The 24,127-nt window shown below is 53.4% G+C and carries 22 protein-coding genes and 2 pseudogenes; 3 read left to right on the forward strand and 21 right to left on the reverse strand.

Annotated features, from left to right (window positions below; translation table 11 throughout):
* Positions 1–18 precede the first annotated feature (18 nt).
* Complete coding sequence (locus tag IBT46_RS22070; protein ID WP_200547426.1) at positions 19–3,126, reverse strand: efflux RND transporter permease subunit; 3,108 nt, start codon at positions 3,124–3,126, stop codon at positions 19–21.
* Positions 3,127–3,135: 9 nt separating this feature from the next.
* Entirely contained in the window at positions 3,136–4,317 is a 1,182-nt protein-coding gene (locus IBT46_RS22075) for an efflux RND transporter periplasmic adaptor subunit (protein ID WP_200547427.1), read from the reverse strand.
* A gap of 331 nt (positions 4,318–4,648) precedes the next feature.
* On the opposite strand from IBT46_RS22075, the gene IBT46_RS22080 reads away from it, so the two are divergent.
* A complete protein-coding gene (locus IBT46_RS22080; protein ID WP_004181878.1) occupies positions 4,649–5,242 on the forward strand; it encodes a TetR/AcrR family transcriptional regulator in 594 nt (197 codons plus the stop codon).
* A gap of 687 nt (positions 5,243–5,929) precedes the next feature.
* On the opposite strand, the gene IBT46_RS22085 is transcribed toward IBT46_RS22080, so the two are convergent.
* On the reverse strand, positions 5,930–6,568 hold the full coding sequence (locus IBT46_RS22085; protein ID WP_200547428.1) for a TetR/AcrR family transcriptional regulator: 639 nt from the start codon (positions 6,566–6,568) through the stop codon (positions 5,930–5,932).
* A 259-nt stretch (positions 6,569–6,827) separates the two neighbouring features.
* Between IBT46_RS22085 and IBT46_RS22090 the strand changes: the two are divergent.
* Positions 6,828–7,847 (forward strand): annotated as a pseudogene (locus IBT46_RS22090) (IS110 family transposase).
* A gap of 245 nt (positions 7,848–8,092) precedes the next feature.
* Here IBT46_RS22090 and IBT46_RS22095 read toward each other — a convergent pair.
* The 8 genes from IBT46_RS22095 to IBT46_RS22130 are packed head-to-tail and all read right to left on the reverse strand — an operon-like array spanning position 8,093 to position 14,784.
* The gene (locus IBT46_RS22095; protein ID WP_200547429.1) at positions 8,093–8,866 is read right to left on the reverse strand and encodes a TIGR03747 family integrating conjugative element membrane protein; all 774 of its coding nucleotides are present in this window, start codon (positions 8,864–8,866) and stop codon (positions 8,093–8,095) included.
* A complete protein-coding gene (gene traD / locus IBT46_RS22100) occupies positions 8,859–10,958 on the reverse strand; it encodes a type IV conjugative transfer system coupling protein TraD (RefSeq protein WP_200547430.1) in 2,100 nt (699 codons plus the stop codon). The genes IBT46_RS22095 and traD overlap by 8 nt, the downstream gene beginning before the upstream one ends.
* Positions 10,951–11,523, reverse strand: a complete 573-nt coding sequence (locus tag IBT46_RS22105) for a restriction endonuclease (protein ID WP_200547431.1) — start codon at positions 11,521–11,523, stop codon at positions 10,951–10,953. The genes traD and IBT46_RS22105 overlap by 8 nt, the downstream gene beginning before the upstream one ends.
* A complete protein-coding gene (locus IBT46_RS22110; protein ID WP_200547432.1) occupies positions 11,520–12,026 on the reverse strand; it encodes an integrating conjugative element protein in 507 nt (168 codons plus the stop codon). Before IBT46_RS22110 ends, IBT46_RS22105 begins: the two co-directional genes overlap by 4 nt.
* Before the next feature lie 2 nt (positions 12,027–12,028).
* The gene (locus IBT46_RS22115; protein ID WP_200547433.1) at positions 12,029–12,658 is read right to left on the reverse strand and encodes a lytic transglycosylase domain-containing protein; all 630 of its coding nucleotides are present in this window, start codon (positions 12,656–12,658) and stop codon (positions 12,029–12,031) included.
* Entirely contained in the window at positions 12,637–13,362 is a 726-nt protein-coding gene (locus tag IBT46_RS22120; RefSeq protein WP_200547434.1) for a TIGR03759 family integrating conjugative element protein, read from the reverse strand. The genes IBT46_RS22115 and IBT46_RS22120 overlap by 22 nt, the downstream gene beginning before the upstream one ends.
* A 10-nt stretch (positions 13,363–13,372) precedes the next feature.
* The gene (locus tag IBT46_RS22125; RefSeq protein WP_200547435.1) at positions 13,373–14,140 is read right to left on the reverse strand and encodes a TMF family protein; all 768 of its coding nucleotides are present in this window, start codon (positions 14,138–14,140) and stop codon (positions 13,373–13,375) included.
* Positions 14,137–14,784, reverse strand: a complete 648-nt coding sequence (locus IBT46_RS22130) for a PilL N-terminal domain-containing protein (RefSeq protein ID WP_200547436.1) — start codon at positions 14,782–14,784, stop codon at positions 14,137–14,139. The genes IBT46_RS22125 and IBT46_RS22130 overlap by 4 nt, the downstream gene beginning before the upstream one ends.
* A gap of 200 nt (positions 14,785–14,984) precedes the next feature.
* Here IBT46_RS22130 and IBT46_RS22135 point away from each other — a divergent pair.
* A pseudogene (locus IBT46_RS22135) lies at positions 14,985–16,302 on the forward strand (IS4 family transposase).
* Between the two features lie 45 nt (positions 16,303–16,347).
* Here IBT46_RS22135 and IBT46_RS22140 read toward each other — a convergent pair.
* The 10 genes from IBT46_RS22140 to IBT46_RS22185 all read right to left on the reverse strand — a co-directional run bounded on the left by IBT46_RS22140 (position 16,348) and on the right by IBT46_RS22185 (position 24,125).
* A complete protein-coding gene (locus tag IBT46_RS22140; RefSeq protein ID WP_007885438.1) occupies positions 16,348–16,596 on the reverse strand; it encodes a DUF2442 domain-containing protein in 249 nt (82 codons plus the stop codon).
* The gene (locus tag IBT46_RS22145; RefSeq protein ID WP_200547437.1) at positions 16,580–16,822 is read right to left on the reverse strand and encodes a DUF4160 domain-containing protein; all 243 of its coding nucleotides are present in this window, start codon (positions 16,820–16,822) and stop codon (positions 16,580–16,582) included. The genes IBT46_RS22140 and IBT46_RS22145 overlap by 17 nt, the downstream gene beginning before the upstream one ends.
* A gap of 62 nt (positions 16,823–16,884) precedes the next feature.
* Entirely contained in the window at positions 16,885–17,493 is a 609-nt protein-coding gene (locus IBT46_RS22150; RefSeq protein ID WP_200547438.1) for a single-stranded DNA-binding protein, read from the reverse strand.
* Between the two features lie 58 nt (positions 17,494–17,551).
* The gene (locus IBT46_RS22155; protein ID WP_200547439.1) at positions 17,552–18,034 is read right to left on the reverse strand and encodes an STY4534 family ICE replication protein; all 483 of its coding nucleotides are present in this window, start codon (positions 18,032–18,034) and stop codon (positions 17,552–17,554) included.
* Positions 18,035–18,363: 329 nt separating this feature from the next.
* On the reverse strand, positions 18,364–20,430 hold the full coding sequence (locus IBT46_RS22160; protein ID WP_200547440.1) for a DNA topoisomerase III: 2,067 nt from the start codon (positions 20,428–20,430) through the stop codon (positions 18,364–18,366).
* Positions 20,431–20,444: 14 nt separating this feature from the next.
* Positions 20,445–21,008: a hypothetical protein gene (locus tag IBT46_RS22165; protein ID WP_200547441.1), complete on the reverse strand. Its 564-nt coding sequence runs from the start codon at positions 21,006–21,008 to the stop codon at positions 20,445–20,447.
* Between the two features lies 1 nt (position 21,009).
* Positions 21,010–21,723, reverse strand: a complete 714-nt coding sequence (locus tag IBT46_RS22170; RefSeq protein ID WP_200547442.1) for a PFL_4669 family integrating conjugative element protein — start codon at positions 21,721–21,723, stop codon at positions 21,010–21,012.
* 255 nt (positions 21,724–21,978) lie between these two features.
* Positions 21,979–23,169: an STY4528 family pathogenicity island replication protein gene (locus IBT46_RS22175; RefSeq protein ID WP_200547443.1), complete on the reverse strand. Its 1,191-nt coding sequence runs from the start codon at positions 23,167–23,169 to the stop codon at positions 21,979–21,981.
* Between the two features lie 77 nt (positions 23,170–23,246).
* A complete protein-coding gene (locus IBT46_RS22180) occupies positions 23,247–23,495 on the reverse strand; it encodes a hypothetical protein (protein ID WP_200539318.1) in 249 nt (82 codons plus the stop codon).
* Between the two features lie 45 nt (positions 23,496–23,540).
* Positions 23,541–24,125, reverse strand: a complete 585-nt coding sequence (locus IBT46_RS22185) for a DUF2857 domain-containing protein (RefSeq protein ID WP_200539334.1) — start codon at positions 24,123–24,125, stop codon at positions 23,541–23,543.
* Between the last annotated feature and the right edge of the window lie 2 nt (positions 24,126–24,127).

The following is a 24,127-nucleotide window of genomic DNA, read 5'->3' on the forward strand; positions in this document are numbered from 1 at the left end:
AGCCGGTTCAGATGGTCTTTATGTGTCAGTATTATTTTTACGCTTTTTAAGGCTGTTCACTAAAACGTAAAAAAGAGGGATGAAGAATATGGCAAGGAACGTCGCTGTCACCATACCGCCTACTACGCCCGTACCGATGGCATGTTTACTTCCTGAGCTTGCGCCGCTGGAAATTAACAGCGGTATGACCCCCATGGTAAATGCCAGAGACGTCATAATAATCGGACGCAGTCGGAGGCGTGCTGCCTCAATGGCCGCCTGAGATAAGGTCCTCCCCTCTTTCTCGTACAGCTCCTTGGCAAATTCGACGATCAGAATTGCGTTTTTGGCGGAAAGTCCCACCGTCGTCAACAGGCCAATCTGGAAGAAAACGTCGTTTTCCAGGCCGCGCATCATTGTGGCAAGCACGGTACCAATAACCCCCAGTGGAATGACAAGTATTACCGAGAAAGGTACAGACCAGCTTTCATAGAGCGCTGCAAGGCACAGGAAAACGGCGATGATTGACAGCGCATACAGCGCCGGAGCCTGCGAACCCGAGGATCTCTCCTCATAGGAAAGACCCGTCCAGGAGAGCTTCATTCCGGAAGGTAAATCTTTTGCAATGTCTTCCATTGCAGCCATGGCATCGCCTGAACTGTAACCCGGTGACGGCTGGCCCAGAAGCTCCACAGCAGGTACACCGTTGTATCGCTCCAGTTTAGGTGAGCCTATCTCCCACTTTCCGGAAGCGAAGGAGGCAAATGAAACCATTTCACCGGACGAATTTCTCACGTACCACTGGCTGAAATCCTTCTCCGTGATCCTGGACTGAGGCTGACCCTGAATGTAGACGCGCTTGATACGTCCGCGATCCAGGAAGTTGTTGACAAAAGAAGAGCCCCACGCAGCCGACATGGTGGTGTTGATGTCATCCAGGTTGACACCGAGCGTGCTTGCTTTTTCATCATCGATTTCGATTTTGTACTGCGGCTCATCGTTTTTACCGTTAGCACGCACCATACTGAGTGCCGGATTTTTAGCGGCTTCAGAGAGGATTTTTTCCTTAGCCTTCATCAGCTCGGCATGGCTGTGTCCGCTAAAGTCCTGCAGGAAAACATCGAACCCCGTGGCGTTGCCGAGCTCCATGATTGCCGGCGGTGCAAAAGCCAGGACCCTGGCTTCTTTTATTGTGCCAAAGTAGTCCATAGCCCGGCGCTGAAGATCAAAAACGGTATCCTTGCGCTCATCCCAGGGCTTGAGCTGCACAAAGGCAAGCGCAGAGTTCTGGCCGCGCCCCGCAAAGCTGAAGCCACTGACGGCGAATACAGCCTGAACGTTGCCTTTCTCCTGTTCGGCGAAATATTTCTGCACCTTATCCAGCACGGCATCGGTCTGATCCATGGTGGCGTTGGCAGGTAACTCAGCCTGAACAACCATCGTTCCCTGGTCCTCATCGGGTAAAAACGAGGTCGGCAGTCTGGGGAACAGCACGGCTAAAGCCACCACAATGAATAAAAACAGCATTAAATACCGGCGTTTGCCGGTAATTACCCGGGACACGCCATTTTCGTACCGGCGCGCATTTTTTTCGAACACGCGGTTGAACCAGCCAAAAAATCCTTTTTTATCATGATGATCCTTACCGACTGGCTTCAGCAGCGTTGCACAGAGTGCGGGCGTGAAGATCAGCGCGGTGAGTACGGATAGCGCCATTGCAGAAACGATGGTTAACGAGAACTGACGATAAATTACGCCTGTGGAACCGCCGAAAAACGCCATCGGTATAAATACGGCGGACAGCACCAGCCCGATGCCGACTAACGCACCGGAGATCTGATCCATAGATTTACGGGTCGCTTCAACCGGCGAGATGTCCTCTTCAGATAAAATTCGCTCGACGTTTTCCACGACCACGATTGCGTCATCAACCAGCAGGCCAATTGCCAGCACAAGACCAAACATGGTCAGGATGTTAATAGTGAAGCCGAAGGCTGACATGATGCCGAAGGTGCCCAGCAGAACGACGGGCACGGCCAGCGTCGGGATCAGCGTGGCGCGCCAGTTCTGGAGGAACAGGAACATGATCAGGAAAACCAGGGCGATCGCTTCAACTAACGTATGCACGACGCCTTTAATCGACTCTTTTACCACCGGAGCGGTATCGTACGGATACACCACTTTAACGCCCGGCGGCAGCGTTTTAGCTAACTGATCCAGGGTTGAACGCACGGCGCTGACGGCGTCAATGGTGTTCGCGCCAGTGGCTAAACGCAAAGCAATACCCGCACTGGGGTGACCGTTCAGCTTGGCATTGAAGTCATAGTTATCCGACCCCAGCATGACGTTTCCAACGTCTTTTAATAAGACGCGTGAGCCATCCGGATTTACCTTGAGCAGTATGTCCTGGAACTGAGAGGCTCTGGTGAAGAGTGTTTTGCCGATTACCGTTGCGTTTAATCTTGAGGTATCTGCTGAAGGCCGCCCGCCTAACTGACCGGAGGAGACCTGAACGTTTTGTGCCTGTATGGCGGCCATCACGTCACTGGGCATTAACTTGTAGTTGTTTAACTTGATCGGGTCCAGCCAGACACGCATCGCGTTCTGAGCGCCCAAGACATAAAAGTCGCCAACGCCTGACGTACGGCTGAGGGGATCCTGCAGCTGCGATACAATCAAATCGCCCAGTGCGTTGTTATCCAGTCGGCCATCTTCTGAAATCAGCGTGGCTACCAACATAAAGTTGATCTGGTACTTATAGACGCGGATACCCAGCTGCTGGACGGTCTGAGGAAGCATTGGTGTGGCAAGCTGCAGTTTGTTCTGAACCTGAACCTGTGCGGTATTCGGGTCAACACCCTGCTCAAAGGTCACAACAATATTTACGCTGCCGTCTGAATTGCTCTCAGAGCGAATGTATCGCAGGCCATCAAGGCCGTTCAGTTGCTGTTCAACGACTTGAGTCACCGTATCCTGAACGGTCTGCGCCGAAGCGCCCGGATAGGAAGCCGTTATGCCAATTGCCGGTGGTGCAACATCGGGGTACTGGTTAACGGGTAGCTTTAAAATTGCAAGCGCGCCTGCGATCATGACGATGATTGCAATGACCCATGCAAAGATAGGCCGATCTATAAAAAATCTGGACATGCTGCTCCCTTAAATATCCGTATTATCTTTGTGATCTGACGTCTTAGATAAACTGCCTTCGGATGAATTTTTTGCAGCCTGAACAGGCTTAACAATCATTCCAGGAGTCACATTCTGTAAACCATCGACAATGACCTGCTCGCCGGGCTTGAGTCCGGCACTGATTAACCAGTTCCCGTCAATGCTTTGATCCGTTGTAAGATTCTTCTGTTCCACAACGTTGTCAGCATCCACCACTAACGCGACCGCTTTACCCTGAGTGTCCCGCGTCACCCCTCTCTGTGGCACAAGAATGGCGTTTTCACGGATCCCCTGCTGCAGCTGCGCGCGCACAAACATACCGGGCAGCAAAACGCCATCAGGATTAGGGAAAACTGCCCGCAGGGTTACCGAACCGGTGCTTTCATTGACGCTGACTTCGGAGAACTGGAGAGTGCCGGTCTGTTTGTACTTTGTGCCGTTGTCAAATTCCAGGCTGATTTTTGCTCGCCCTTCGTCATCGCTTTTGAGGCGACCGCTTTCCAGATCCTCACGAATCTGAACCAGGGCCGATGCCGGTTGTGAAATATCCACATAGATCGGATCCAGCTGCTGCACCGTGGCTAATTCATTTGTCTGCCCGGCGGTGACCAGCGCTCCCTGGGTGACATTGGAACGTCCAATCCTTCCCGAAATCGGGGATTTAATTTCGGTGTAATTCAGATTAATTCTGGCATTGTCGGCGTTGGCCTTTGCCTGCAGATACTGGGACTTCGCGTCATCCAGATTCTGCTGGCTGACGACATTTAAAGACGCGAGTTTGCTGTATCGTGAGAACAGTAACTTAGCCGATTCCAGGCTTGCATCAGCACTGGCAAGCGTCGCCTTATAGGGCGCAGGATCGATATGATATAAGGTCTGGCCTTCTTTTACGTCCGTACCCTCGGTGAAATCCCTCTTTAATAAGATGCCCCCTACCTGCGGTCTGACTTCCGCGATCAGATAGGCGCTGGTGCGTCCGGGTAATTCCGTCAGCATGCGGACATTGCTGGGCTCGACTTTATACACACCTACCACGGGGGGTTCTACATCAGGTGTGGAAGCCGGTGATTCATCACACGCGCTGAGGAGGCTCGTAGCGCCGATCATTAACGCCAGGTTAATGAAGTTGCCTAGCTGTTTTCTTTTTTTAATATCATGAAAATAATACATTTTTTATCCCAAATTGTGATCTAGGTTGGTTGACCAATCTTTTATTAGCGTATGATTAAGCGCACAAACCTGCGGCATAGCGCGTTGTAGGTTGAACGACCGACCTAAAAATGTAAAGTTGTGATTAAAGTTTTTATTAATTGCGGGGCTCTTGACAGTTTTGCAAAAATCACGCCACACATTCAGAAAATGATGTTAGTCTTTACGGCGTGCTATATGATTTAAATGTATATTTATCAATTTCTTGCGTTGTTAGGTAATTGATTTTCTGGTCAGTGATGTTTATGTCCACCTTTCGCGAAGATAATTTTCAGGACAAGAAGGTTCAGGTATGTCTGTTAAAAAAAATGGCGGTGATTCTGATATAGCAAAAAGACGCAAAGAGCAGGTTCTTGAGGCTGCTGTTGAGTGTTTTAAGCTTCAGGGATTTCACAAAACGAGCATGTCTCAGATCTCAGCCGCAGCAGGAATGAGCTCCGGTCACATCTATCATTACTTCGGCAGCAAAGAGGGGATCGTTGAGGCAATCGTCGCCAGAGACCGGAGTCAAATTGAAACCTATATTTCTAACGTGAAATCCTCGATGAAAACCAAAAACGCCGTCGAGGCGCTCGTTGATGCCACGCTTGCGGATGAGCAGCGCTTTTTAGACAGAGGAACCGCAGCGCTGAAAATGGAAATTTCAGCAGAGGTTTCCCGCAATGCGTCCATAGCGCACTTGATCCAGGAATACGATAAAGACGTCTTCCAGGATTTCTATAATATTCTGGGCGGCGCTTCAGAAGACGTCATCTCAAAATGCGAAATCATCACCTCCTTACTGGAAGGGATGGCTGTGCGGTCGGTACGTAATCCCGCATTCGGAGAGGCTCTCGATAGGGATATGTTACGCAAAGTGATCACTTTCGTACTTAGCGAAACCTGAAAAGAGAATGGCCTTTATAAACGCAGGTTTCCGGGTGCTCTCAGGTTCCTGGCAGGAAGGTAGATCGCAAGGATTGACGGTTGCATTGGATAAAATTGCATGTATTTTTTCGGCTTATTGAGCGTTTCATCGGATGTTAATTGTGAAATTTAGCAAAGCCTGCATTTCACAGGCTTTGGTATCAGGCCATTAAAGATAATGGTATGAGCACCTCCCACCACAGGGTGCATGTGAGATTTACCATGCTTAACAGTCCGCTCATAGCTGACGTTAGCCTTACGTCAGTCCGCTTTGTGCCCAGGCTGTGTGAAAACCCTGCCCCAAAACTGAAGTGTGCGCATCTACGTAAAATCTTGCAGTGCCCAACTGGCTGGCTGAGCCAGATTTTACGTATGAGAGCAGTTTTCAACCCTGTTTTTGGCAGTTTAAGCGACCAAAGCAGTTTTCACACAGCCTGTGCAAGGAGCGGACGTCAGTATCAGGCACCGAAAAAGGGCATACCGGGGCTTTAAGTAAGAGGCCAAAAGTTTGAGTAAGGCACACATGTCTTTAACTCAGACAATGGAAAGCGTCTTTTGAAAAACTTTCCGTTATTGACCCAACCACATAAAGCCATGCCATTTTCACATTCGAGCACAACCATTGTACTTCTTCTTTTTCGACGCCGAACAATTGTGCCCACTTCCATCATGTTGATGCCTGACTGGAGAGGCCTTTCTCATCTTCATGTCTGTTTGAGAGCACCGATCTGACAATAAATTCGTTACTCTTTTTGAGTTCGTCAATTTCGGGCTGAATTTTCCCATAAACTCGCATCCCTTCCAGCATCATAAAAATGCTTATTGCCATTGTTCGTGGGCTTTCATCGCACCGAAAAAGCTGCTGCGTCTGACCCCTGCATAATATTTTTTCCAACTGATTGATTATTGAGTTGAATTTATGATGAACCTTACTTTTTACTTCTGCATCACCCGGTAGAAGTTCACTGGCCGCGGCAATGGTAAAACAACCTTTTTCTCCATCAGGAGAAGATGATAAAAGCGCTACAAATTCTAACGTTTCGCGCAATGCCATTTCTGGAGAAAACTCTGCATCGCGTTCTGCTGCTCTGGAAACACCTTCATCCATGTATTGCTGTAAGGCCGCGAGATAGATTGAGCGTTTATCAGGGTAAAGCTTATAGATACTGGCACTTGCAAGGCCAGAGGCTTTCATGAGGTCTGACATTGATGTTGCCCGATATCCTTTTTGCCAGAAGCATTCCAGCGCGGTATTAAGAAATGTTTCAGGGTCGAATTCTCGGGGTCTACCAACAGATGCTTTCATTCAATCCTCCAGAAGTGAGAATTAATTGTAGATCGCTCAATCTACAATTAAAAGCACCTTCTCAGATTTACCTGACAAACTTGTCTAGGCTGCAAAGCTTGATGAGCATATGTCTGCTTCACGCCCTGAGACATTCGGCAAGCAGCATGTCTGCTACTTTACCTCTTGAGATAGCTTCCAGCCTTGTAGCCCGTGTCGCAATCCATTCGACCTTACGCGCCCATAATTTCATTAAACGTTTATTAGTGAGTAACTGAACATGAGCAGCATGGTCGTTGGCGCTGACATCGCCAAAAACGTTATTCAGCTTCACTATGTTGATACTGAAACCGGAGAAGTGATCAACAAGGCGGTTAAACGCACCTCGTTTCTGAGCTTCTTTCAGAACCGGAAACCCTGTTTAGTCGGCATGGAGGCCAGCGGAGGAGCACATCACTGGGCCCGGCAACTGAGTCTTCTGGGACATCAGGTCAAGCTGATGCCCGGCGCCTATGTGAAAGCATTCAACATATGAAACAAAAATGATATGGCAGATGCTGAAGCAATCTGGCACGCTGCTCAGCAGCCGGGTAAAGCTGTGGCGGTGAAAACGGAAGCGCAGCAGGCGATGCTGGCACTTCACAGAGTGCGATTTCTCCTCGTTAAATCAAGGCAGATGCAGGTCAATGAACTGCACGGATTGTTGGCTGAGTATGGCGAAGTGATGCGCAAAGGCAGAGCGAGCCTTTTCAGCAGCATGCCTGACATTCTGGTGCGTCTGGAGGAAAGATTGCCTGCTGAACTCATTGAAACTCTGCGTGAACAGCTCGCGGAAATTGAACGTCTTGAGCATCGAATCTCTGCGCTGGAGCGGCGAATAAAATCGCTAAGCAAAGATGATCCGGGGGTAAGAGCGATCAGCGATATTCCCGGCGTTGGTTTTCTGACAGCAACAGCGGCCATTGCAGCAATGGGAAGTGCCGGTGCATTTCGTTCCGGCCGGGAGTTTGCGGCCTGGATAGGTCTGGTCCCAAGACAAACCGGTACAGGCGGCAAAGTGGTACTGAAGGGCATCAGCAAGCGAGGTGATAAATACCTGCGTAAGCTACTGATTAACGGTGCGCACAGCGTTATCCAGAATGCTAACGAACCGGGGGCGTGGGTAACCAACCTTCTCAAGAGACGGACAGTAAACGTTGCATCAGTCGCACTGGCCAACAAAATGGCCAGAACCATATGGGCAGTTCTGGCACACAATAAGCCGTATATCAAAGCGCCGCCGGAAACGGTGCAGCATTGAAGAATTCAAGATCAGTAAGTATCCTGCGATTGCGCGGGTAGTTGTAAGTAATGACATGACAGGTCAGACCGGGGCGCACTAAACCTGAAAAAAGTATCGAACTGCGGGTTCGTAAAGGTAATGAGGCGTGCGCCAGCGGAATTCATTAGGGCCCGCGACAGCTCAGGCTGACGCAGCAAGGCCGGATATATAACTGCAATCGCCTTAATGTCATAACCCTAAACTGCCTGGCATACGGGAGGTGCTCATATATATTTTTTGAACGATGCCGTTGTAACCGTAATGGTAAGCCCCAGCATTAACGCTGCGGGCAGCAGCAGAAGATTCGGATAGACCGCTGAAGGCCAGGAGAGATAGGCCATCACCGGCAGATACACAGCCGGCTTAATCAACCTTTTCGCACGGTGGTACAGAAAAGATGACTCATAACCGGCACCAAACCGGCGCAAATCACGTCGGCCAAGCCCTTCAACCACGGCAACGCATATAACCAGTACGAACAGCGGTACAGAAAGGGCAATGATAGTGACGCGGATCAGCGTCACAATAGAGACATATACCGTTGCCAGCATATACTGCTGCAAATAAGTCCCCAGCCAGCGGCTGGCACCCTTAAGATTGCGCGATACCTCATTGCCGCTGTTCATCTCGGCCTGATATTTTTCCTGTATCCAGCCGATGATCCCACTGTCCACAAACGCCCACTGATAGGCATCCGTTATCCAGCGCGTCACCGTTGCAGCCGGCTCTGAAAGCAGCAGGCTGCGGGTAAAATCAGAAGACAGATAGCCAAACTCGGTATTCATCACGGCCTGGCTGTGCGCTGCCCCCATTTCAGGCCAGAAGAACGCAATCCCGACATATTCAATAACAAGGCTCACCATCAGTGAAGCCAGGATCACGCCAACGAGTTTCCACGGCCAGCCCCAGGCCAGGTTATAAAGCAGGCCGTGCTCACGGGGTTGCGCGGGGTGCTGCTGCGGATATTGCTGCGGTGCGGTACGACGTGCCTCAGCCATTGTTATCTCCATTCACTGGCGCAGCTGCTGAACTGCGGCTGTCCCACCACCCTTCACTGCTGTGGTAATTCCGGCGCATCTCTTCGGCAAGACGCGCGATGTTCTCAGGCATATGCACGTCACCTGCATCGCCCGCCGGCAGCGGCATACGAATTTTCCAGAGCTGGCCGCCCTCAAGCAGCGCAAACGCCTGACCTTTAGGCAGTGTGACAATGTCGGCAGGCTCAAGCAGCGGCACCTTAATGGTGCCGACGCGGTCCTGGGTGCTGGAGGTAAAATCGTGATTGACGGTGACGTCAGCTGAATCCTGATGACCCGAGACCAGCGTTTTGCTGTAGATTTCAACCTGCGGCAGCTGCGAGGTTAGCAGCTCTGCCGTCCGGTTTTCTCTCACGCGCAGCATGATCAGGTTGTTGAAGTTGCCCTGAACCTGAGAGGTCTTGGCCGCGCTCCCGATCCGGGCTTCAATATCAGATGAGGTCTGCGTGTAGGCCGTCACCTGCATGCCCGCACCGCCACCTTTGTTGATGAGCGGGATAAACTCATTGCCCATCAGTTCGTTGAATTCATCGCAGTGCAGGTTAATGGCGTCCTTACCCTCTTTTGAACCCGGCAGGCCGCCGTTGATACCGTGCTTGTAGATGTGCCCGGCCACGCTCACCAGATCGGCAAACATGCTGTTACCCACGGCGCTGGCAACCTCGCTGTCGCTGAGCGCATCCAGCCCCACGTAAACGATGCCTTTTTTACGGATAACCTGCTCCCAGTCAAAAATAGGGCGCGGATCTTCCATATTCAGATAATCGGGAGACAGCAGCTCCGCCGTTTTGCCGGTGGTCAGTTTTTCCAGCAGCGGCAGCAGTGACGCCACGATTTTGTCAAAGTAGGTGCGGTCATAGCGTACGGCAGAGCGCAGTCCGTCAAGGATCGGGTCATACAGCGCATTTCCTGCATCAGAACTCAGCGCCACTTCAACGGCCCAAATCCGGATAGCTTCAGGCTGTCCCTGCATGTTGCGCGGCACGTCGTCTTCACTGAATGCGTTGGCGTTGTTCTCGATCTGGCCGTGCAGTTCGGGCAGTTTCTCGGTAATGATTTTTTCGGCATAACGCAGATACAGATCGGCGATGTTGTTCACGTAGCGGGTAATAAGGGTGTAATCCGGGCGTTCCCCGAGAGCAACCAGCGCACGCGCAACGATATTCACGAACCGCCAGGCAAACTCACGAAACGCAGCGCTGTTACCTTCACCGCTGAGCTGACCAGCAACGCGGGTAGCAACTTCCGATACGCGCCCGAAGCGCCCTACGGCGTTATACCGCGCGGAAATATCAGGCCAGCCCAGGTGGAAAACGGTCAGCTCATCGCCCCGGCCTGCCCGGTGCGCTTCCGCCCAGACCCTTTTCAGCAGGTCCGCATCGCCTTTCGGATCAAACACAATGGTGACGTCTCCACGGCGTATATCCTGAGTGATTAACAGCTCAGCGAGGCGGGTTTTGCCCACGCGTGTTGTACCGTAGACAATCGTGTGGCCGACACGCTCACGTAGATCGAGCGTGACGTCAGTTTCATCCGGTTCAATGCCGTGTACGGCTGGATTTCCGCCAACCGGGGGAAGCGGGCGAACCGGATTGACGGGCGTATCGGCACTGAGCAGTTTGCCGATCGCCGGCAAACTGTTTTCCGACGCTTCCTCTAACTGGCGGGCAAGCTGATACAGCCTCGACGGCTTCAGGTAGTGGGCCACTTCCGGGCGCAGCGTATCGCGCAGGCGCTGGGTGTGTTTCTGAGTCCAGCGAAACCCACGGCCCAGAAAAAGCCGGCGTTTACTGACGGGGATCTGTTTTGACGTCATGACGTAGCACGGTAAACGGCGAAGGTTGCGGCGGTAGCGAATAACCTGCATTCCCTGACGCGCGCGTATGGCAGAAAGCACGGCAAATCCGCCTGCGGTAACGTAGCTGACGGAGGGGGCCAGGGCGACTGCCCAGGGCGCTGTCACGCAGACGATGGCGGCAGTGCCCGCTGCGACCGCTGTATTCAGCTCCACAGCCGGGCGCAGAAGGGCTTCAATTACGTATTTATCACTCACAAAAAAACTCCTTAAAGGGCTTACCTGCCAGCAGAGCCAGAAGGCGTTGTCCGCTGATAATCATCAGTTGCTGTGAATCGCTGCTGACAGCCCTGCTTTTCTGGCCCGTCCTGCCGGTATGAATAAACAGGCCACGCTGCCCCATGCGCGTCAGCAGCGCGTCAAAATCCTGAACATGCGCCGGCGCGATCGCCCGGCTGTAGCGTTTGGCCTGAATCAGCCAGCACTCACCGTTAATGTGTACCCGTCCGTCAAGACCGCCGTCGCCGCTGTATGACGCATTGCGCTGTACGGCATAGCCCTGGCGCTCAAATGCCAGCAGCAGTAACTCCTCAAAGACGTAGGGATTAATCCTGCGCAGATAGCTCATGCGCTGCCCGTCTCCGCCGAGCTGGCGAAGGCGGGTACAGACGCGCTCTGCCGTGGCGCGATACCGGCGGTGCCGCCGCTCGCTGGCCGACTCACGACGAAAACGCCAGAGCAGAAAGATAATCAGGGCCAGCAGGACGGTCAGGAGAACCGGATTTGCCATCAGCAATGCAGCGACGTAGGGAGCGGATATCACTGCCCTGCCTCCTGAGACAGGCCGCTGTCCGTGATAAGTACGGGGTAATGGGTCAGCTGCAGGCGGCGGGCAAGTTCAGATCCCGATGAGGGAGCTAGCTGAAGACCGGGCGCGAGACCGCGCAGAGATTTCAGCGATTCCATGCTTTCAACGTTTACAACGAGGCCGGCTGCATTTCTGGCCGAAAGCTGCCGTGCGTTCTGCTGCAGCCACTGCCGTGAATAGCTGTCATCGCCAATGATAAACAGCGCTCCGATGCCCGGCAGCTGCAGCGCCCGGGGGGGCACGTTTCCGGGGGAAAGTTCTGGAGTAATAACGGGCAGCATGGCCGCTTCCCCCTGTTCAGGGGCTGCAGCAGGCGCAGGCGACGTATCCTGGCGGTTTACGGCCTCGAAAACAGCCTGCGTGCTCTGCCCACCCAGGTCTGCAATGACGTTGAGCTCCGCCAGCGCGGCTGGCGAAAAGGCGATAAATGCGGTAACGATGAGGTTTTTCAGATTCATGATCACTGACTCCGTGGATCTATCCAGACGAGGCCGTTATCCGGCAACGATGCGGACGCGGTCTGTTCAACTGCGGTAGCCGCCGGCAGATGCGGCGAGGACTGGAGCATGGCGAGCTTGCTTTTAACGAAAGCGCGATAGCGGGCAGCAGGTGCGCCGCCTGCGGGATGGTGATAACAACCGGCGGCATCGAGCCAGCTTCCGGGTTTCCGGTCCCAGCACTCGCGCAGGATGGCGGCAGCGGCGTTGAGATTTACGTAAGGGTCCAGCGCCTCCCAGGTTGACGTAAAACGCTGGCCGTTCCAGCCGAGATTAACCTGGGCAATACCGACATCGATGCGCTTCAGTGAGTTCGTTTTCATGAACACCTGCAGCGCCTGCCAGGCTTCAAGGCGGGTTTTATAGCGATAGCCCTTACCCGCGACGTTCAGGGTCCACGGCCACGGGCGTTCGCCCTGCGGCAGCCTGCGCGATGATTCCTGCAGGCTGACAGAGTAGAGCGATTCAGGCGGTACGCTGTGAGTCTGCGCCACGCGCACGTACCCCTCCGGAACGGTCTGTTTGCCCCCGGCAAACGTGGACAATGAAAGCAACAGCAGCGCCGCTCCGGTCAGAATGCGGCGAGTTGCCATCCGTCTTCCCCCTGCTGCAGAACGACTGGCATGATGCCGTTACCGAACCGCATCCAGCGACCGCCGTCGTGATTCAGCGTGATCTGACGGCTGCGCACCCTGTCCAGCGGAATGTGATGGTCTTTCGCCCAGCCGCGAAGTTTCCCGTCATCGCCCTGGCTGTCTACAAGGTAGATATCAACCGGCCTGTTATCGGCTAATACCGCTGCCAGCCGGGCGTCACACTGCCCGCAGCCCGCTGACTTAACGAACAGCGCCAGCCGCCCGCCGGTGTCGTGCGCAATGCCGGCTGCGTTGCCCATATTGACCGCAAGCGTTTCCGGATAGAGCCGCTTCCATGCGGCAGTGACTTCGCGCTGGAAATCCAGCTCTTTTTGCGTACGCGCAAACTCTTCCTTTACCCACTTCTCAGCATACTGACGACGCTCGACCTGGCTCCGCGCCTCGATACCCAGCGTGGACAACGGATCCAGACCCGGTGACTGAATGCCGCGCGGACCGTTCATCAGCGACTGATAGCGCTGATAATCGTCCTGACTCAGCCCCCACTGACCGGCTTGCTGTTGCAGATCCTGTACGCTGCTTTGTTGCACGCTCTGACCTTGCGCATCCACCGGTTCGCCTCTGGAATTCTGAACCTGAACGCTGGCCTGCGCAGAGCAGCAGAGCATAATCGCTGCAAGACTGGCTATTTTTAGCTTCATATCGTCTCCGTTAGCGAACGTTGATAGTCGTTAAGCGACCGTTCACGCGAAATTGCGCCTGCCCGTAGCCGGCGTGAACAAGTGTCCAGCCATTAACGGTCTGGCCTTCGCCGATCAGGCGGATTTCAGCCAGCGAGCTGAATCCCGTCGGCGCAATGGCCGCAAACGACTCCGTGCCCCGCTTTTCAACGCCGGTCAGTACGAATGGCGCTTTGCGGGCCACTGTCCTGACAGCCCGGTGCGGCTTAGCGGGTGTCGGCTTTTTTACAGGCGTTGCCGCTTTGGGTTCAGCTGTGGCCTGCTGCGCTTTCTGAGGCGGATGCTGCAGCGCAGTAACTGACTGTTCCAGTGCAGCCTGACGGCTCTGCAGTGCAGTCTGCGAATCATTCAGCTCACCGATTGACTGGCGAACCTGATCGACTGCTTCAGATAAGCCTTCGGCAGACCAGGCTTCGAGCGATTTACGGACCGCATCGAGCTGAACCTGCTGCCTTTTTATCGCTTCAGCCTGCGTGCTGATGTTGGCCTGGAGTGGTTCAAGATCGGTTTTAGCCAGTGCCTGGGTGTAAACCACGTTTTGCTGTTTCTCGACGTAACTGAGACGGTTTTCCTGCGACACACCGGCGCGAAGAGATATGAATGCGAGACCCAGCGCGGCAATAGAAAGCGTGGTAAGTCCTATAGCCGGCAGCCGGCGTTTTACGGCGCTGAAACTGCCGCCTGATGACGGAACAACGTCATCAGCGTTTTGGTGAGGGAAGGACGTTTCTGTTGTCATTTTGTCAGCCACCCTCCGTGAGCAGGCTGGGCCTGAACGGGACGAGGGGCGATCGCCTGAGAGGAACTGGCAGAAGATGGCGTGCCTGCAGCCGGTTCGTAGGCGCTGGCAGGACGCGGAGGCAGCTGTGTTACGGGCAACTGGTAACCGGCACGCAGGCTGTGGCAGACCACACGCTGTACGTCATCCACTTCAAGCTCCCATGCCGGGCCCGCCAGCACCTGTAGCGCGGTGCGAAGGCGCATCGGGCCGAGCTGGAACTGGACGGCCGGCAACGACTGACGGTACAACACGCCGTTAGCCGGACCGGTCTGACAAAGCGAGTAGCCGGACTGCTTCAGGGCATAGCGCATGGCGTCAGCCACGGTTGGCTGCACTGAGGAGGGGATACGGACGTCAATAATCTGGGAGAGGGGGTCGCGCTGCACGGCCTGCGGATCCGTGCTGACCAGCAGATAACGATCGTAGCGAACCACTTCTGGCGTCCGCGCATAAACATCATCAGCGGATGCCTGAATATTGCGGGATACGCTGACCGGGGCAACCGGTTCAGCAGGTGCCCGCTCCTGCAGCTTCTGGGGCTGCTGAACGCACCCCGCGAGCAGCGCAAGCGGTAAAGCGGCAAAGACGGCGTTAAATTTCATCTGAAAAGTTCCTGAACAGTGAGAACAGGCTTCACTGTGCGCAACTCTTCAGCAGGCTTCTATCAACAACTCTTTTTGCGATTTCAAAAAAAAACGCCGACCGGAGTCATAATGCCGATCAGTTAAGACAAAAATGATCGGTTGAACGATCCGGCAGTTCTGCAAAAATCCGTAATCTCTCAGGGATTACGGATTTTTTTATGCTTCTCAGTCAGGCTCTCGATATCGTTCATCACTTTACGCCTCAGGAATTCTCGGCGCTTTCTGATCTCCTTTCTCCTGAGCTCATTGATGAGTGTCTTGCTGATACCGGCACAGTGACGTTACGGAAGCGCCGGTTATCGATGGAAATGATGGTCTGGGCTGTGACCGGCATGGCACTTTTTCGCTCCCATTCGATGACCCAGCTCGTCTCACACCTGGATATCCTTCTGCCGGGGAAAAAGGCCCTTTGTTGCGCCCAGCGCGGTTGTGCAGGCCCGACAGCGATTTGGAGAAGATGTTATCCGGTTAATGTTTGAGAAAACGCAGCGCCTGTGGTTTGAAAAGACACCGCTGTCGCACTGGAACGGACTGACTCTGATGGCGGTGGATGGCACCGTATGGCGCACCCCTGACACACCAGAGAATGATGCCGCCTTCGGGCGAACGGCCAATATTAATAAGTGCTCTGAGTGGCCGCAGGTGCGAATGGTCTGTCAGATGGAAGTCACCAGTCACCTGCTGTCAGCAGTAGCGTTCGACAGCGTCTCAGCTGTCGGCGAAGCCGATCTTGCCGCTCAGCTTATCCCACAGACCCCCGACCACTCTTTGACTCTCTTTGATAAAGGTTTTTATGCGCTGGGTCTGCTGCACGCCTGGCACTCAGCGGGAACGGAAAGACACTGGATGCTGCCGCTGCGCAAAGGAGCACAGTACCGTGTAGTCCGTAGCTTAGGAGCCGGGCAGGAGTTGGTGGAATTACAGCTGTCGCCGCAGGCGAAGAAAAAATGGCAGGGTGCTGGAGACACGCTGACGGCAAGGCTTATCAGCAAAGAACTCAACGGAAAAACGGTTCAAATCCTGACATCTATGTGCGACCCCCTGAGGTATCCCAAAGCAGATGTCGTGGATTTATACAGCCATCGCTGGGAAATAGAGCATGGGTTCCGCGAGATGAAACAACACCTGCTGAATAATGAGCTGACGCTGAGAAGCAAAAAGCCAGAACTTGTGCGTCAGGAGCTGTGGGGCGTGGTCCTGGCCTATAACCTTCTGAGGTTCATGATGGCGCAAATGGCGTACAGTCTGAAAGGCGTGGAACCTTATCAGATGAGTTTTAAGCAGTCCGCACTGTATCTGAGAAGTCATCTGAGCCTGCTACCGGGCATCTCACCGGGAAAAATACCGCGGATAATGGAAGAGATAATGGCGATGGCGCCAGGGCTGGTGTTGCCGGAAAGAAGAGTGCGGCATTACCCAAGGGCGGTAAAAAAGAAGCCGCAACGTTATCCGTTGCGGCCTCCATTAAGATCTTAACTGACAAGCATTACGACCGGAGTCAGCGTTTTTTAATCAGCACCTTCAGGCGACCTGATGAGGCGGGTGCGTTACATCACCGCGCCCCTGTAACAGGCCATCGATTGAGATATCTTCGTCCAGTGCGTCCCAGTGGATACCACGGGGAGACAGTTCGTAATCTTTCAGCTGTTCGGCAGACGCGTTGCGAAGCCGGGGAAACCATGAAAGCGGTACGCCGATTATCCGCTCGTCCGAGAGTTCGACCCACATAATGTGATGATCGAACCGAACGTTCTTAGCTGAAATAATCATTCCAGGCCTCCAGAAGCATGGGTTGGTGTTGCCTTATCACTGTCATCAGCTCTTTTAACGTCCGGGAGTCAAATCCATCGTTACTTGCCAGTTTTACAACCGGCTCCAGCCAGAATTTTGCTTCTGTACCGGCCTTTATCACATGAATATGAGCAGGTTCGCGCGGATTGCCTTCGTTGGAGTAGAAAAAGAACCGAAAACCGTTCAGCCGTAGTATGGCAGGCATCGTCAGTAACCTTTAAAGGATTATGGTGAAATTTAGTGCAGCAGTCAAAACACAGCGGAGGGTCAGAGAGAGGATGAAGCGTGTTTCGCCATGCCGTAACCGTGTCCGAGGAACGGTATGTCATCATCCCATTCTCCAGCAGGCTGCGACTGTGGCGCAGGCTGCTGGGGCGCGGGCTGAGCGGCATTGTTACGCTGCGAACCACGATTACCTTTCCCGTTATTTCCACTGTTTTTCTGTTGCGGAGCGGGATCAGGCTGTGACGGCGGCTGCTGAGGCTGCCCCCGGTTACCACTGTACTGCTGCTGATCGCTGTTTTGTGTACGGCCACCCAGCATCTGCAGGGTGCCGCCAACATTCACGACGACTTCCGTCGAGTATTTGTCCTGTCCGCTCTGATCCTGCCACTTGCGGGTGCGCAGCTGACCCTCAATATAGACCTGAGAACCTTTGCGAAGGTATTCGCCGGCGACTTCTGCAAGCTTGCCAAACAGCACAACGCGATGCCATTCGGTAATTTCACGATTTTCGCCGGCCTGCTTATCTCGCCATGACTCCGACGTTGCCAGTGAAATGTTAGCGACAGCGCTGCCGTTAGGCATGTAGCGGATTTCCGGATCCTGACCGAGATTGCCAACGAGAATGACTTTGTTTACGCCACGTGAGGACATAAGAATGCTCCTTATGAGGGGGACGCCTGCTCAGAAGAGAGCAGGCTATGGTAAACAATCAGAATGAGTTTTCTGCGTAGGATTGCTGCTGGGAAGCGGCGCTCTGCGCATGCTGCGGTTCGGCGCGTTCAGTCTTAAAGACCATGTCCTGGCCTATTTTGATCCAGTCCACCCTGATCAGGCGGGCTTTCAGACTGACGCGGCTTTCACCTGCGTGCTCACCATTTTTCAGCTGAAAAATGTCCGTTGATGGGTTGCTCAGAACAAAGCCAATCAGCACTTTCTTATCCTCATCCACCGCTTTCTGACAGCGGTTTATGAGACTGCTGGCTTCTTTGCCGGCAACGGTGACGTCAAAACGCACATAAGAAGGGCTGTCGCTCGGACCTGACAGTGCGTTGATAACGCAGCTGATAAAGGTGCCGGACTGAGCATTAACCTGGCGAACGTTGCTGAGATAGCCCAGTCCGTTGATGGTCAGGTTGAAGTAGTCTTTAGATTTACCGGTGTTACTGGCATTAGAGGTGTTGTTTACAGACATGATGTTTTCTCCATGGAGGTCAAATTTGGTTCGACGGAGAAAACTTCTGCCCGGACGGGAGAAGTATTCCCGTCGGGGAGTCAGAATCAGCTAAATTCTGACTGTCTTGATAGTTGAATGTACCTTCATCGCCAGGCAGTAGGAGCCGTAATTGACGATATCTGCTTCCAAAGGCGGGCAGATTTACCACACTGATGTGTTCTCCCTTGCAGGCTACAGGAGTGTTATGTTCAGCCACCCGAAGGCGATTCTCTCAGGCCGGTGAATCATTGGTGGTCGTCAGAGACGACGGACAAGCGCGTTTATTTTTAAGCCAAATGTAACTACTGTCAACCTTTCTGGCTCTGCAGATTGAGGGCAGCCGGCGCAGAAGCTGGGCTTTTCCGGCCCTTAACTGAGCCCCGTTTTTTCCCCGCAGTCTGGCGTCGTGTTTTACGGTTTGTTTCACCAACGATCCCCTTACAGTCAGGATACTTCACGCAGCCCCAGAATTTCCCTTCCTTACCCTTGCGCTGATGGGTCTGTCCGCCACACAAAGGACAGTCAGGGCCGACCGGAACCGTGACCGTAAAGGCAGTGTCCCGCCCTTTTTCGACCAGATGCCGGGTCCACTGGCTTTGCTTTTGCATAAACTCGCTGAGCCCGCTTTTTCCCTGTGCAATATCATCCAGCGCCTGCTCCCACAGAGCCGTCATGCCCGGACTGGTCAGCGTCTCTGGCAAGGCAGCGATCAGTTCCTGCGCCATCTGCGTGGCAACGATGAATTTTCCTTTTTTCTCCAGGAAGCCCCGTTTAAACAGCGTTTCAAGTACGCCGCTGCGCGTCGCTTCCGTACCGAGCCCCGCGTTATCACGCAGCACCTTCCTGAGCTGGGGATCCGTTACCAGGCTGGCGGCGTTTTTCATGGCGGCAATAAGCGATCCTTCCGTGTGGTGCGGCGGCGCTTTTGTGACATTATCTTTGACGTCTGCACCGGTGACGCTGCAGACATTACCCTGTTCCAGCAAGGGCAGCTGCGCGGTGGACTCCTTATCACCCTCTTCCTCTTCAGCCAGCTCCCCCCTGAACAGTGATTTCCACCCGGCATGAACCATTACGCGGCCACGCGTGCGGAAAAGCTGATTACCAATATTGAAGGTGGCATCCGTCACGTCGGATTCCTGCAGCGGCATAAACTGAGCCAGATAGTGAAGGCGGATAAGAGAGTAGACTTTGAGCTCTTTCGCGTTCAGCTTTGCTATGTCGAATGGCTGTCGCGTCGGAATAATGGCGTGGTGCGCAGTAATTTTCCTGTCGTTCCAGACGCGTGAGGTAAATGCGGTATCAAGTCGGGAAAGCTCGCTGCCGATAGCAGGATCCGAATGCTGTACAGCCTGGAGAACGTCTTTGACCTCTTCCCGCATCGATACTGGCAGATAACCGCAGTCTGTTCGCGGATAGGTCGTCGCTTTATGCGTTTCATACAGCGACTGGGCTATAGACAGCACCTCATTAGCGCCAAGCCCCCATTTCTGATTGCAGACTTCCTGAAGATCGCCGAGGGAAAAACAGAGCGGTGCCGGCGTTTTAGCCCGCTTTTTCTCAACGGAAATCACGCTGCCGTTCCCGGCTTTCAGGCAGAGCTGCTGTACAGCCTGTGCAATCTGCTGATTTACACACCGTTTTTCATCATCACAGTATTGCTCCGCAGCAACCCATTCAGCCTCAAAACGGACACCGTCTTTTTCAAGCTGCGCTCTGACTTTCCACCAGGGCTTTGGTGTGAAGCCGTCAATTTCAAGATCCCGGTTAACCACTATAGCGAGCGTGGGCGTCTGCACCCTCCCCACGGAAAACACCTCCGATAACCCGGCTTCACCGGCCTTAAGGGTATAAAGCCTCGTCAGGTTCATTCCGATAAGCCAGTCCGCCCGCGAGCGGCCAATACCCGCCTGATACAGTTTTTCGGTCTTGTCGCCTGACAGCATTTCACTGAGGGCTTTTTTGATGCTGGCCTCATCCAGCGCGGAAAGCCACAGCCGGCGCACGGCACCGGTGTAATTGCAGTAATCCATCAGCTCACGCGCGATCACCTCACCTTCGCGATCGGCATCGGTGGCTATGACTACCTCACTGGCCTGTTTCAGCAGTTTTTTGATAACGACAAACTGATCGGCAGTGTCTTTCTTGACGGTCATCTGCCAGCGGTCCGGGATGATTGGCAGCACCTCAGTGCGCCACGGGCGACCAAACTGCTCGCCATAGGTTTCGGGCGTGGCCGTTTCCAGTAAATGGCCTATTGCCCACGTGACCGTAATATTACCGCCGGTAATACTCCCCTGGCCGCGCTGGCTGACGCCCAGCACGCGGGCAATATCTTTGGCCTGAGAGGGTTTTTCACATAGATAAAGCTGCATGCCGGCCTCCGGTTTTAGCGTGCCTGACCAGAAGCAACCTGGCGCACCTGAGACATAACGTTGTTGAACGCGCTACCGGTAAGGTGCGATGCGACGGGTGATTTGTATGTCACATATATCCGCGTACCGGAACCGTTCTTTTCAAGCTCAATATCCATATGGTCGTTGTCACCCACGTCGCTACCCATACGATAGGCGCTCCCCGGAACGGCTTCCCACACTGGATGGGCATCTTCAATGGCAGCGGCACTCCAGCGGCTGTTACGATCTCTGGAGCGAATACGTTCAATTTCATCCGCACTCACATAGCCATAGTGGCGCTTTAATCGCGCGGCAGCCGTATCGATATCTACCGGCACGCTGAACTGTTTACTGGCACTTTTCCCGCCAGATCCTGATGCTTTTGTCAGTACCGGCATACCGTTGCCGGAATCCATGGAATCCGCATCACTGCCGCGCAGGGTTTTACTGATACTGAAAGCGGTATCGCTGATATTTTTGTTGATGCTGGCAAAGTCAGTACCTGCACAGCCGCTGAGAAGGGCGCAGATAACACCCGAAGTCATCATCCGGTTCACATTAATCGTCCTCTGAGGTAACAGCAGAAAGTGGAGAGAATGAAGAACGTTTTTTACCCGACATAACGGCAGGATCGGGTTCACCCAGACGCTCTATAGCAGCCAGACCCCGCGCCGTTTTATGACGGATATCCTCATATGTCACCGGCACGGTCCGGTAGTTCTGAATCACCCCGTAGACGACACGTATCGCTTTACTCCCTTTTTCTAGGAAATCATCGCGTTGTGAACGTGAGATCAGGCCGTAATGGAATGCCCGGAAGGCTTTAAGCGCCAGCTGATCGTAATGCACTAACAGCCAGACACAGCGATAGCCGAGGGGGGAACGGCTGAACACATCAAGGTTCAGCGGCTCGGAAGATGTAACTTCAGATAGGGTGATACCTGCCGGAATGGCGGCGGTGATGGTTGCTATCTTTTTGACTTGCCCTTCCACCTTCTCAGTCGCCAGCTTAATGGCCTCTTCAAGATTGACCAGCAACTCATCACCATAGGGATTGCCGGCCGCAGCATCACGTCCGGCGAAACCTGCCCGCGAAATCGCTTCCGGCATCCCCAGAATTTTGGGGCGTTTTTCAGCCTTTGATCTCTCATCTGATCGATTGCGCCCTTCCCAGAGCCTGATTGCATAATGCGAATGCAGCTCGACAGTCAGCGTGGATACTAATCCGCCAGATCGCCGGGGCGCTGTTTGAGAGGTTGTCTGTTCGGCCATAGCTGTCTCCTGATTGGCAAAGGCTTTCGTAAGTTAAGTGGCGATCCTCATTCCTGAGAGGACCGTAAACAATTCGAAATCAGATATTCGAAAAGTAAAATTTGTTCGCTGCCTGTAACGCTTATTTAATGCCCCCTGTTGCACGGTGCATTACTGCTCGTTTTTTAGCCTCTGTTGCACCGCGCAACACTGCTCACTTTTTAACCGCTGTTGCGCGGTGCAACAGCGCTCACTTTTTGAACATGCATTGACCGGCTAATCATTTTTTTGAGTTCCAACAGACACCCGCAGGCTCTGAACAATTTCTTTTACGCGCTCTTCACTGCACGTCTGCCGGCTTTCAGGACGATAAGGCTTAAAGGGGCGCAGTTCAGGGCGTGATGACGGGCCCATGTGATCAGGTACTTTTCGACCGTTTTCTGCAGGATAAAGCTCACCCTGCCGGGCCTTTTTGAGCACCGTCAGCAACCAGCCAAGCGGGTTTTGCAGGCTGCCTTCACGCTGTGCACGCATAACATTCGACAGCACCAGGGCGGATCGCTCAGGCGACAGCGCCTGCAGCTGGCGGTTAACCATGTCCCGGTCTTCTGGTTTCAGCAGTGAGCCGAAATCATCTGGCAGGGAAACCGAACCGATTACGTATGTTTTATCTGTATTGTTAGTAAAACTACGTACGTAACTGTTCGGATTCCGAACCCGGCTGTTATTCCCGGTACTCTCACTGTGTTCGGAATCCGAACCGGGCTGCTGATCAGGCATGTTTAAGCTGAGTTCGGATTCCGAACCCGGTGAGCGCCCTGTCTGGCCGGGTGCGGCTCGGCAGGTCAGTTCTTCAGGACTTTGGGCCGAGCCCAGACGGGCTTCAATCATCTGGAGATGACTGCGATGATGAAGCATTGTGGGATCAAGCCGGATTTCACTGATGATTGTTTTTGCGGTAGCGCTGATGGTGCGGTTACTGCTCAGGCAGGATTCAGCCACCGTTTTAAGCCAGTGTGGGTCGAACATTTCTGCATCAGCAAATGACAATGGCTCATCATGCTGCGCATAAATATTTCCTCTTACCCTTCCCTTTTCATCCCTGACGCGTTTGCAGAGACTGAGCCAGCCCGTGATGCGTAACATCAGAAGTATCCGGCTGATGGTCTCTTTTGATGCCCTGTCTTTTCCCGGCGTTGCCAGCTGCAGCTGCAATTCTTCATAAGAAGGAAAAACAGCACCATCGTTGCTCAAAGCGTGCAGGCGGATAATTATCCAGCCCATTTTATCAAGCGGAGAGAGGCGCTGATCGAGAAGCAACCGACGCGGCATGGAATCGTGTATGTTACCCGTGAACAACAGACCACCACGGACATAGCTGTTCTGTTCATCCGGTAAACGAGCGGTCAGCCGATCAGTTAATTTTGTGACTGCCTGATGGATAAGGCTGTCATCCGGTAATGTCATTCTTCACCTTCTGAATACAAAAAAAATGCTGAGCAATGTGCCGCTAAAGGCTCATCGCTCAGCATTCTGACTACGATTCAGTTTCGCATAGCCGTGTTGTAACGCTCATGGTTCATCATCTCCCAGGTGCGCCCTTCATCACGGCTGAGCAGTCGCCAGAACGGGCCAAGATCAATCTTGTAATAGCCCGTCCGGTTTTCATTCAGACGCTTATAATTACGCTCTCCGTGCCAGAATCGTCGTACCGCGCCGGCCGCTTTTTTAGCCAAGGACGCAGGAACAGTCGTTGGAGCTTTCAGACCCGGAATGATCTCTTTAAATCGCATTCTGCCCCCTTCTGATTACAGTGAACGATCTCTGCAGATTAATAATCATGCTCTTCTCCGGGTGGCCACTGTCAGATTTTCACTTTCCCACCTGAGAACAGTGTTCCAGACTGCAGTGAGAGAAATATCCATTTGTTCGGCAGCGAGCAGCATCAAATCCAGCCCCTCATCGGTTTCGCTGCGAAGTGTTTTACTGTCATTTGCTGCCCAGATTTCCCACAGTTCGGTACTCTGCTCATCGCTAAGAACGCTTCCACGACCTGCACGAATTTTTATGCCGGCGATCCTGCGACGCGCCGCTACGTCATTACTCATCAGCCCGAAAAAATGCTCCATGAGTTTGATTGAGCCGCCCAAAGCAAGCGCCCGGTCGATGCGCTGTTTTCGTGTTTGCTCAAGTCGCGCCTGTATGACCAGCCGGGAAAGGTTGTCCTGGTTTATGGCAAACGTCAGCACGGATACTTCGCTGTTGATGATGTAGTGAATGTCTTCCACGGTCATGTCCCTGAGCATGGCAATGTCGTCGGAATTCAGGCCCATTTTGTCGCAGCGGCGTATAAAACCGTTCTTCAGCTCCATAACCAGATCGAGCAGGAAACCGTTAGCGGCGCGTGAGAGGTTGGTGTTCATCA

Source organism: Erwinia sp. S38 (genome assembly GCF_016624545.1).
Classification (GTDB): Bacteria; Pseudomonadota; Gammaproteobacteria; order Enterobacterales; family Enterobacteriaceae; genus Erwinia; species Erwinia coffeiphila.

Coding starts and splice junctions, on each gene's coding strand:
- IBT46_RS22070 (WP_200547426.1), bottom strand. CDS start 3,126: ATGTCCAGATTTTTTATAGATCGGCCTATCTTTGCATGGGTCATTGCA.
- IBT46_RS22075 (WP_200547427.1), bottom strand. CDS start 4,317: ATGTATTATTTTCATGATATTAAAAAAAGAAAACAGCTAGGCAACTTC.
- IBT46_RS22080 (WP_004181878.1), top strand. CDS start 4,649: ATGTCTGTTAAAAAAAATGGCGGTGATTCTGATATAGCAAAAAGACGC.
- IBT46_RS22085 (WP_200547428.1), bottom strand. CDS start 6,568: ATGAAAGCATCTGTTGGTAGACCCCGAGAATTCGACCCTGAAACATTT.
- IBT46_RS22095 (WP_200547429.1), bottom strand. CDS start 8,866: ATGGCTGAGGCACGTCGTACCGCACCGCAGCAATATCCGCAGCAGCAC.
- IBT46_RS22110 (WP_200547432.1), bottom strand. CDS start 12,026: ATGAATCTGAAAAACCTCATCGTTACCGCATTTATCGCCTTTTCGCCA.
- IBT46_RS22115 (WP_200547433.1), bottom strand. CDS start 12,658: ATGGCAACTCGCCGCATTCTGACCGGAGCGGCGCTGCTGTTGCTTTCA.
- IBT46_RS22120 (WP_200547434.1), bottom strand. CDS start 13,362: ATGAAGCTAAAAATAGCCAGTCTTGCAGCGATTATGCTCTGCTGCTCT.
- IBT46_RS22125 (WP_200547435.1), bottom strand. CDS start 14,140: ATGACAACAGAAACGTCCTTCCCTCACCAAAACGCTGATGACGTTGTT.
- IBT46_RS22130 (WP_200547436.1), bottom strand. CDS start 14,784: ATGAAATTTAACGCCGTCTTTGCCGCTTTACCGCTTGCGCTGCTCGCG.
- IBT46_RS22140 (WP_007885438.1), bottom strand. CDS start 16,596: ATGATTATTTCAGCTAAGAACGTTCGGTTCGATCATCACATTATGTGG.
- IBT46_RS22145 (WP_200547437.1), bottom strand. CDS start 16,822: ATGCCTGCCATACTACGGCTGAACGGTTTTCGGTTCTTTTTCTACTCC.
- IBT46_RS22150 (WP_200547438.1), bottom strand. CDS start 17,493: ATGTCCTCACGTGGCGTAAACAAAGTCATTCTCGTTGGCAATCTCGGT.
- IBT46_RS22155 (WP_200547439.1), bottom strand. CDS start 18,034: ATGTCTGTAAACAACACCTCTAATGCCAGTAACACCGGTAAATCTAAA.
- IBT46_RS22160 (WP_200547440.1), bottom strand. CDS start 20,430: ATGCAGCTTTATCTATGTGAAAAACCCTCTCAGGCCAAAGATATTGCC.
- IBT46_RS22170 (WP_200547442.1), bottom strand. CDS start 21,723: ATGGCCGAACAGACAACCTCTCAAACAGCGCCCCGGCGATCTGGCGGA.
- IBT46_RS22175 (WP_200547443.1), bottom strand. CDS start 23,169: ATGACATTACCGGATGACAGCCTTATCCATCAGGCAGTCACAAAATTA.
- IBT46_RS22180 (WP_200539318.1), bottom strand. CDS start 23,495: ATGCGATTTAAAGAGATCATTCCGGGTCTGAAAGCTCCAACGACTGTT.
- IBT46_RS22185 (WP_200539334.1), bottom strand. CDS start 24,125: ATGAACACCAACCTCTCACGCGCCGCTAACGGTTTCCTGCTCGATCTG.